Genomic DNA, 776 nt, shown 5'->3' with positions numbered 1-776 from the left:
AGTTGCCAAATCTGAGCAGGGGGATTCACCTTCAATCCGTAGTCATCTGCGAGTCGTTGCAATCGAGGATAGAGTTGCTTGGCGGACTCTTGAAGAACGCTAGAAGATTGCCCCAGCACAATGTTTTCTGCCACAGTAAACGATTCAACCAGCTTAAAATGTTGGTGAACCATGCCGATTCCACAAGCGATCGCATCTCTAGCAGAGTGAAATTTTACAGGCTTTCCCTGCACTCGAATTTCTCCCTGATCTGGCTCGAACAGTCCACAGAGAATATTCATTAAAGTCGTTTTTCCAGCCCCATTTTCACCCAGCAACGCATGAATCTCTCCCGTTCTCACCCGAAAGTCGATCGCATCGTTGGCAATCACGCCCCCAAATCGTTTCGTGATGCCAATCATGTCGATCGCTAGACTATCGTGTGAATCCGAGCTAGAACGCATCATCACATCCCAATACAATTCATTCGCAAAAAATCAATTCGGAACAGACGACCGTTCATCTAAATTGATCCTCAGTTTACTTCGGAACAAACGGAACTTTCAGTTCTCCAGAAGCAATTTTGGCGCGAGTGTCTTCGATCGATTTAAGCTGCTCCGGTGTGAGCTTATCTTTGAATGCCGATGGAATCTCTACACCAACGACCCCTTCTGCAACGCCCATTTTGTAAAACTGATTCGTGAACTGTTTGGATCTACTATCCTCAATCATCTTGGTAAATAACGGTTCCATATTCCAAACCAGATTCGAGGCGACGACTTTAGGATCGATCGACG

General features: G+C 46.0%; 1 protein-coding gene and 1 pseudogene. Both read right to left on the bottom strand.

Annotation, left to right across the window (positions count from 1 at the left end; all coding sequences use genetic code 11):
• A partial coding sequence (locus LEPBO_RS0133195; protein ID WP_026149109.1) for an ATP-binding cassette domain-containing protein occupies positions 1-446 on the bottom strand: 446 nt, incomplete at its 3' end.
• 73 nt (positions 447-519) lie between these two features.
• A pseudogene (locus tag LEPBO_RS39230) lies at positions 520-776 on the bottom strand (BMP family protein); the annotation flags it as partial.

The sequence above is a fragment of the Leptolyngbya boryana PCC 6306 genome (assembly GCF_000353285.1).
Taxonomy (GTDB): Bacteria; Cyanobacteriota; Cyanobacteriia; order Leptolyngbyales; family Leptolyngbyaceae; genus Leptolyngbya; species Leptolyngbya boryana.
The sequence above is the reverse complement of the archived record's forward strand: the minus strand, read 5'-3'. Positions and strand labels throughout refer to the sequence as shown.